The sequence below is a fragment of the Fulvivirga kasyanovii genome, from assembly GCF_009711405.1.
Lineage (GTDB): Bacteria > Bacteroidota > Bacteroidia > Cytophagales > Cyclobacteriaceae > Fulvivirga > Fulvivirga kasyanovii.
This window is the reverse complement of the sequence record NZ_SMLW01000649.1, coordinates 1-6,010: the sequence shown is the minus strand read 5'-3', so window position 1 is coordinate 6,010 and position 6,010 is coordinate 1. Positions and strand designations below refer to the sequence as shown.

The window sequence follows — 6,010 nt, the reverse complement described above, 5'->3', positions numbered from 1 at the left end:
GCAACTGAGAAAATATTTGGAATCCCCAACTTAAGAGCGCTTAGCTGAACAAGACCGGCGTTAAGAACATTTTCGAACTAATTTTTAAAATAATGAGTATCTTAGAATATGGTGACAGATAAACATAGGGATAAATTAATTGAGAAGATCAAGTCAATTGATGACAGAAATATAATTGACGAAATTTATAGACTTCTTAAGGTTGACTTTGATGATACCATTTACGAAACTAATGATGAACAAAAGGCTCGAATAACAACAGGCATTCAGCAAATTGAAAACGGAGAAAGCGTTAGATCAGAAGAAGTTTTCAGAAAAATGCGTAAATGGCAAAACAAGTAATTTGGTCATCACAAGCCGAACAAGAATTTGCTGATATTTTAGAGTACTGGACTAACAAGAATAAATCAGCAACATTCAGTGCCGACTAGTTCATGAACATGGTAATCGTTGGCAAAACGCCCCGGATCAAGGAGATTCCCGATATTTTCATAAAAAGCAGCAATGAAATTATTTTGAGCCAAGAAAATTCGGGAATGACGAGGTTGGGATAGGGCAGTGGTGCTGTTTTATGTTTTAGAAACTGCTACCTCAAGAAAAATCCACGTCATTCCAAATTTTCGCAGTGCAACTGAGAAAATATATGGAATCCCCAACTTAAGAGTGCCGACCGGAGCTAACAGGCGCGCAGGCTTTTTCTGGGACACGGCCGTTATAATCGTCAAAATTGTTGGAAGCTGTCAATCCCGACAGCTCCATACTAAACTTAGCGCCTGCTTAATTCCTCAAGTCCCTCCCATAAAATCTTAAGATTTAGAAGGGCCATCTTTTCCGTAGTTCCAAGGCTTAAGTCTGAGTGATACGCCGCAAAGTCATGAATCATTTTTAAAGAATCAATCAACTCCTCAATTCCCTGAAATTTGATTTTGTCTATAAATTCAATTTCCGAGGAGTTTAGAGGCTCTAAACTTACTACGTGGTTAGTGAGGTTTTCACCTCTAAAATAGGCTGCCGGACCATTTGAAGTTCGCATAATATAATGGTTTTAGTGAATGAAAATAGGAGAGGTCACTGCGAACTTCATCAAAGCGGTGCTTTGAGTAGGTCTCGGGACTTCCACCCGTATGCCTCTCCAGGATTTTTGGTTTAAACCGTGCTTGTGGTATTTGCACCATGTTATTATTTGATAAAGTTCGCACTGTAAATATACGGAAATGAATCAAAAGCAATACGTTTATTTCGGATTGTGGGCAATGTACAGCCAGTGCCCTGGATCAAGGAGATTCCCGATATTTTCATTAAAGGCGGCAATGAAATTACTTTTAGAGTAAGAAAATTCGGGAATGACGAGGTTGGGTTCCGGCAGTTGTGCCGCTTTAGAAACTGCTACCCCAAGAAAAACCCCGTCATTCCAAATTTTCGTAGTGCAACGGAGAAAATATTTGGAATCCCCAACTTAGAAGCACTACCCGAGCTTATACTACGGAACCTCTACGATACCGCCTTCCTCGGAATAGCCGCGGGCAACCTGCTCAACATCTCATTATTCAGCAATTGAGTGGTATCGGTAAATGAACTCACATTGATTACATTATTCTTTTGTCTGCCAACCAGCACTACCTCATCACCGATTTTCACATCGGGAATGTGGGATATGTTGACCATAAACAGGTTCATGTTGATCAGGCCTACGATGGGGGCTTTTTTGCCTTTGATCAGTACCTGGCCGCGGTTGGATAGAGCCCGGGGGTAGCCATTGGAGTAGCCTAGTGGGAGTACGGCTATTTTGGTGTCCTGAACGGCCTGGAAAGCAGTGCCGTAGCCTACAAACTCTCCTGCCTTTACTTTGCGGAGATCCATAACATCCGTCTTCCAGGTAAATATTCTTCTTAAGCCATTTTCGGTTGGTTTTTCGGTCTGTTGCATGTGCAGGTACCGGATGTCGGGGCTGGGCCAGAAGCCGTACTGGGCCACACCGATCCTTACCATGTCGAAGCGGGTTTCTTCAAAGGCCAGTGCTGCCGCCGAGCTGGCAATATGCCGCAGGTGAGGCATGAAATCCAGTGCCTTACACTCATCAAGAAACGCCTGGTAGCGCTCTACCTGAGTATCAATTTTAAATTTGTTGGCCAATGTTTCAGCTCCGCCCAGGTGAGTGCAAAGTCCCTCAAATTGTATGTAGTCCTGATTGTCCTTTAAAAACTTCAGGGCTTTCGAAAAGTCTTCTGCATTAAGCCCTGTACGGTTGGCCCCTGTTTCCACTTCAAGGTGTACTATAGCCTTTTTATTGAGCTTTTGTGCAGTCTCTTTGACGATTTCCAGTCGGTCATAATTAAAAACATAAAATTCTATACCATGCTCCACCGCCCAGGGGATGTCCTCTTTGTAGAGGATACCCATGATCATAATGTGTGTATTTTTGGAGCAGACTTCCAGCACCTCTTCCGCTTCAAACGAGGAAGCCACTGAAAAATGATTAATGCCACACTTCTCCGCCATAGGTACAAACTCATGAATGCCGTGCCCATAAGCATTGGCTTTCACTACCGAGGAGATGATAACATTTTTGCCTACCTTCTTTCTGATGAAATTGAAATTGGTCTGTAAAGCCGACTGGCTAAGGTTAATACGAGATGAATGTCTTACCATTGTTTTTTAAGTTCGCTCCATACATAAGATTTCCCCCAGCTTTCCCGCGCAAGTTTTTCCACTTTTTCTATCTCTTCGTCCGGCACACTGTCCAGGTGAGCCTTGGTTTCGAGGCTGTTGAAGTGGAAAGCATATACCCGGGCTGCAAACTGGTGGAAGGGTAGTGACGATACCCCATGCTTTTCGCCATGTCCGTAAACTGATGGCCTGATACCCTGGCCCCAGTCTTGCCGGCCTTCGTTGTTCGGGTTCAGGAAATATGCTCGCATAACGCCATCATCATCCTTGCCAACATGCAGGAGAGAAACAGCATGAAAGCCGATCATGGCCCCGGCCCTTGAGGTAACAAATATGCCCAGCGGGTTAGGGTACACCACCTCCCGGCCGCCGTTATACTCGGGATGAAGGGCAGCATAAAAAAGCCTCACAAATCCCTTGAAATCCTGGATGGCATTGGTCAGATAGCTATACGCTGAAGCGAAACCAATATGTATCCAATGCCCGTACAAGGCAGGGTTTACCCATTTGTGTGGGTCTTCGCCTCTGCCAGATGCTATCCGCATCATTTCATTGTAGATTTTGTCCAGGTGGGGCACCAGCACTGCTGATACCGCATCCAGGTTATAATCCAGCTTGTCTACCAGCCCTTTGGTCAGTTTGTTGGACTCAAGGTCTACATTTTCAAACCGCAGTATGAGGTTGTTTTGGGCTGCCACGGTAATGATCATATTGATCAGTTTGGCAGGTGAGTGCTGGCTCCACATACTTATACCTCTTGCTGACTGGCAGGTAGAGTTATTGCCCTGCCCGATACCCAGAGGCTGGCCTAAAACCCGCAAGGTAGCTGCTAGCAGGTATTGCTTAGCCGTTACCGTTTTGCGCGGTTTTGTCTGGCATTTTAAGATCCGTTTTTCTACCTGCGGATTGATGCTGATCATGCGCAGGTTGTTCAGGCTGGCTTTTACGGCATTTCTGGAGAGCAGGCTCTTTTCCAAAACCCGCGCCAGTCCGTAAATGCATTGAAAACTATCGATACTGACCACTTCACCGATCAGCTTGATGATCAGGTCCTCATGCTTGCTCCACTCGGCCTGCCCTCTTTTATTGAGTAAAAGGGCCTTGGGGATCAAATCAGGCTCCACTGCTGCCAGGTGTAGCAGCATAGAAGCTATAAATGGAGTGGCCAGACCAGTGGCCCGCATAGGCGCGGCCAGCTTTTCGGCCTCTTCCAGTAGCTCCCGGCTGTCCAGTTTCTTTATAGCTTCCGCATACGCCTCAGGGTCAGAATTTTGCTTAGCCAGCTCGGTAGGTGAGTTTACAGCATGTACATAATAGAGCAGTCGCTTATCAGCCTCGTTTTCGGGGTCAAGCGTCATTTTGCTGCTCACCATGTGTATAATCTCACGCGCCTTTCGTGTTACTACCGGCCGTTGTTCACATATAAGCTGTATTTCCTCAGCCAGCTTGTCTTTAATGCCATGCAAGCCGGTTTCTGCCACCAAAAAACTGAACAGGTTAAAGGCCCGCTTTACCTCCTGCGGGTTCATAACCGTCCGGGTTTCTTCGGTCAGGTCCTGAAAGGCAAACTCCAGGTTATGAACGAGCACCTCTTCAAGGTAAGCCTCTGCATCCTTTCGGGATATTTTAGTGCCATTATGCACATCAGCTTTGCTATGTGCCAGCATGCGCAGTTCGCTTATGATCTCATAGCTGGCACCTGGGCTTCCTGCCGTCAGGGTTCCTTTAACCAGTGCAGGGGCGAGCTTTTCAGGGTCGTTCCATGCGGTATCTGCAAAGAATCCTTGGGCTTCCATTTCCAGGCTCTTGTTGTACAGGTATTTCAGCCCTTCCCTGGTCTTGCTCAATATATCTACCTGGCTGATTAGCTTTTGTGCTTTCTCCTTTTTAGTAAGCTCACTGGCTGATTTAAACTCTTCAAAACTTTCATCAAAATTATCGTATCCTCTTTCCAGTGTTGTGGTCATATGGTTATTAAATGCCTCCCTTTAAACGTAAAAGTCTACGTTTTCATAGTGTTGTAATAATTCAGTCATCCTGTCCGGGTCTTCACCTTTAAAGTTAACCGCTCCAAAATGGTTTCCAAAACCTTCTCTCGAATCGATCTTTTGTGTTGACAAAGGCGGCACCAGGGTATGATCCAGGAAGTAAGGCTCTTCGTTTAGCTCATCCGGGATCTCCAGTTTTTCGATCACATTTTTGTGAGGGTAGATCATAACATTACCGAAATGGTTTTTGGGCTCAAACTCCTGTGGCGGAAAGAGTGCATCCACCTCTTCATCAGTCAAAGAAGGGTCGTGGCACATAACAAAGGCGGCCAGGGCATCGAATTCATAGGCTTTAGAGGCCAGTTCGAGAATATGCCCGCCTGGTATTCTGCAGGCCACTTCGCCGAAGCCCAACTCGTCATTTTCTGTTAAGAACCACTCCGGGTGGATCATGCCGTATTCAATGCCGAAAATATCTACAAGCTGCTGTACTTTTTCATGGATTAGCGGACGCTTTGAAGCGAGATAATGACCCTCAGGAACAAAGTTGGAATAGCCAAGCTTCACATATTCCGTGATGTTGAGAAATTTCACTTTTCCGCGGTGTACAAATGCTTCGCAGGAAAACTCACGGCCTGCAAGATGACTTTCTGCCAGGCAGGGGAAGTCACTGTCCTCCACTTTTTCGTCTATATCTTTGAACGAGCGTAGAAGGCGGTGTCCAACCGTACCGGCTGAGGCGAAAGGCTTGATATGCACCCAGCTATCCTCTTCGTTGCCCACTTGCAGGTTGGCTTCATTGAGCCGCTTCATAAACTGTTTTACCTGCTCACGGTTATGTACTTCTTCAAATAGCCCTACGCGAAGGCCACCAATAAGCGCTTTGCGCTTCATCATAGCTTTATTTCTGAACAAGAAAGCACGGTTAAGTACACGAGGGTCACCTCTGTAAATAGAGTTTAAGGCTCCGGCCCATTCTACAGTTTCTTCAAATAGAGGAACTGCCACATCGACATTGTAGGGTTTGAGCTTTTCAGCGAGGTCAAGTGAGTTGGAAGTGTCACTCCATTCATCGAACTTATAAGCCACAAAGGGAATGTTATTTTCCTTTGCATAAGGCTCAAAATCGCTGAATGATACGACTACAAACGGCTTGTTGAGTTTTTGCATGCTTTCGATGACGGGTAAACTCCAACCCATAAGAGCAAAACATTGCGCCATGATTATTCGGGGTTTATGTTATAAATATTGAGCACCGCAACGAGGCGATGTATTAGACTTCTATTCTGACGAGGGCCGGATATTGTGGCTCCTCCATTGGACATGACATATGTCGACTGTACAGTAGTAACATT

The 6,010-nt window shown here is 45.6% G+C and carries 5 protein-coding genes; 1 reads left to right on the top strand and 4 read right to left on the bottom strand.

Going from position 1 to position 6,010, the window contains the following annotated elements:
• Positions 1–108 precede the first annotated feature (108 nt).
• Positions 109–342: a hypothetical protein gene (locus E1163_RS23695; RefSeq protein ID WP_155175013.1), complete on the top strand. Its 234-nt coding sequence runs from the start codon at positions 109–111 to the stop codon at positions 340–342.
• A gap of 424 nt (positions 343–766) precedes the next feature.
• Here E1163_RS23695 and E1163_RS23690 read toward each other — a convergent pair whose 3' ends face one another.
• The 4 genes from E1163_RS23690 to E1163_RS23675 all read right to left on the bottom strand — a co-directional run bounded on the left by E1163_RS23690 (position 767) and on the right by E1163_RS23675 (position 5,876).
• Positions 767–1,033: a hypothetical protein gene (locus E1163_RS23690; RefSeq protein WP_155175011.1), complete on the bottom strand. Its 267-nt coding sequence runs from the start codon at positions 1,031–1,033 to the stop codon at positions 767–769.
• Between the two features lie 458 nt (positions 1,034–1,491).
• Positions 1,492–2,649, bottom strand: a complete 1,158-nt coding sequence (gene alr / locus E1163_RS23685) for an alanine racemase (protein WP_155175010.1) — start codon at positions 2,647–2,649, stop codon at positions 1,492–1,494.
• The gene (locus tag E1163_RS23680) at positions 2,643–4,634 is read right to left on the bottom strand and encodes a hypothetical protein (protein WP_155175008.1); all 1,992 of its coding nucleotides are present in this window, start codon (positions 4,632–4,634) and stop codon (positions 2,643–2,645) included. Before E1163_RS23680 ends, alr begins: the two co-directional genes overlap by 7 nt.
• Positions 4,635–4,655: 21 nt before the next feature.
• A complete protein-coding gene (locus tag E1163_RS23675; protein ID WP_155175006.1) occupies positions 4,656–5,876 on the bottom strand; it encodes an ATP-grasp domain-containing protein in 1,221 nt (406 codons plus the stop codon).
• Positions 5,877–6,010: the final 134 nt, after the last annotated feature.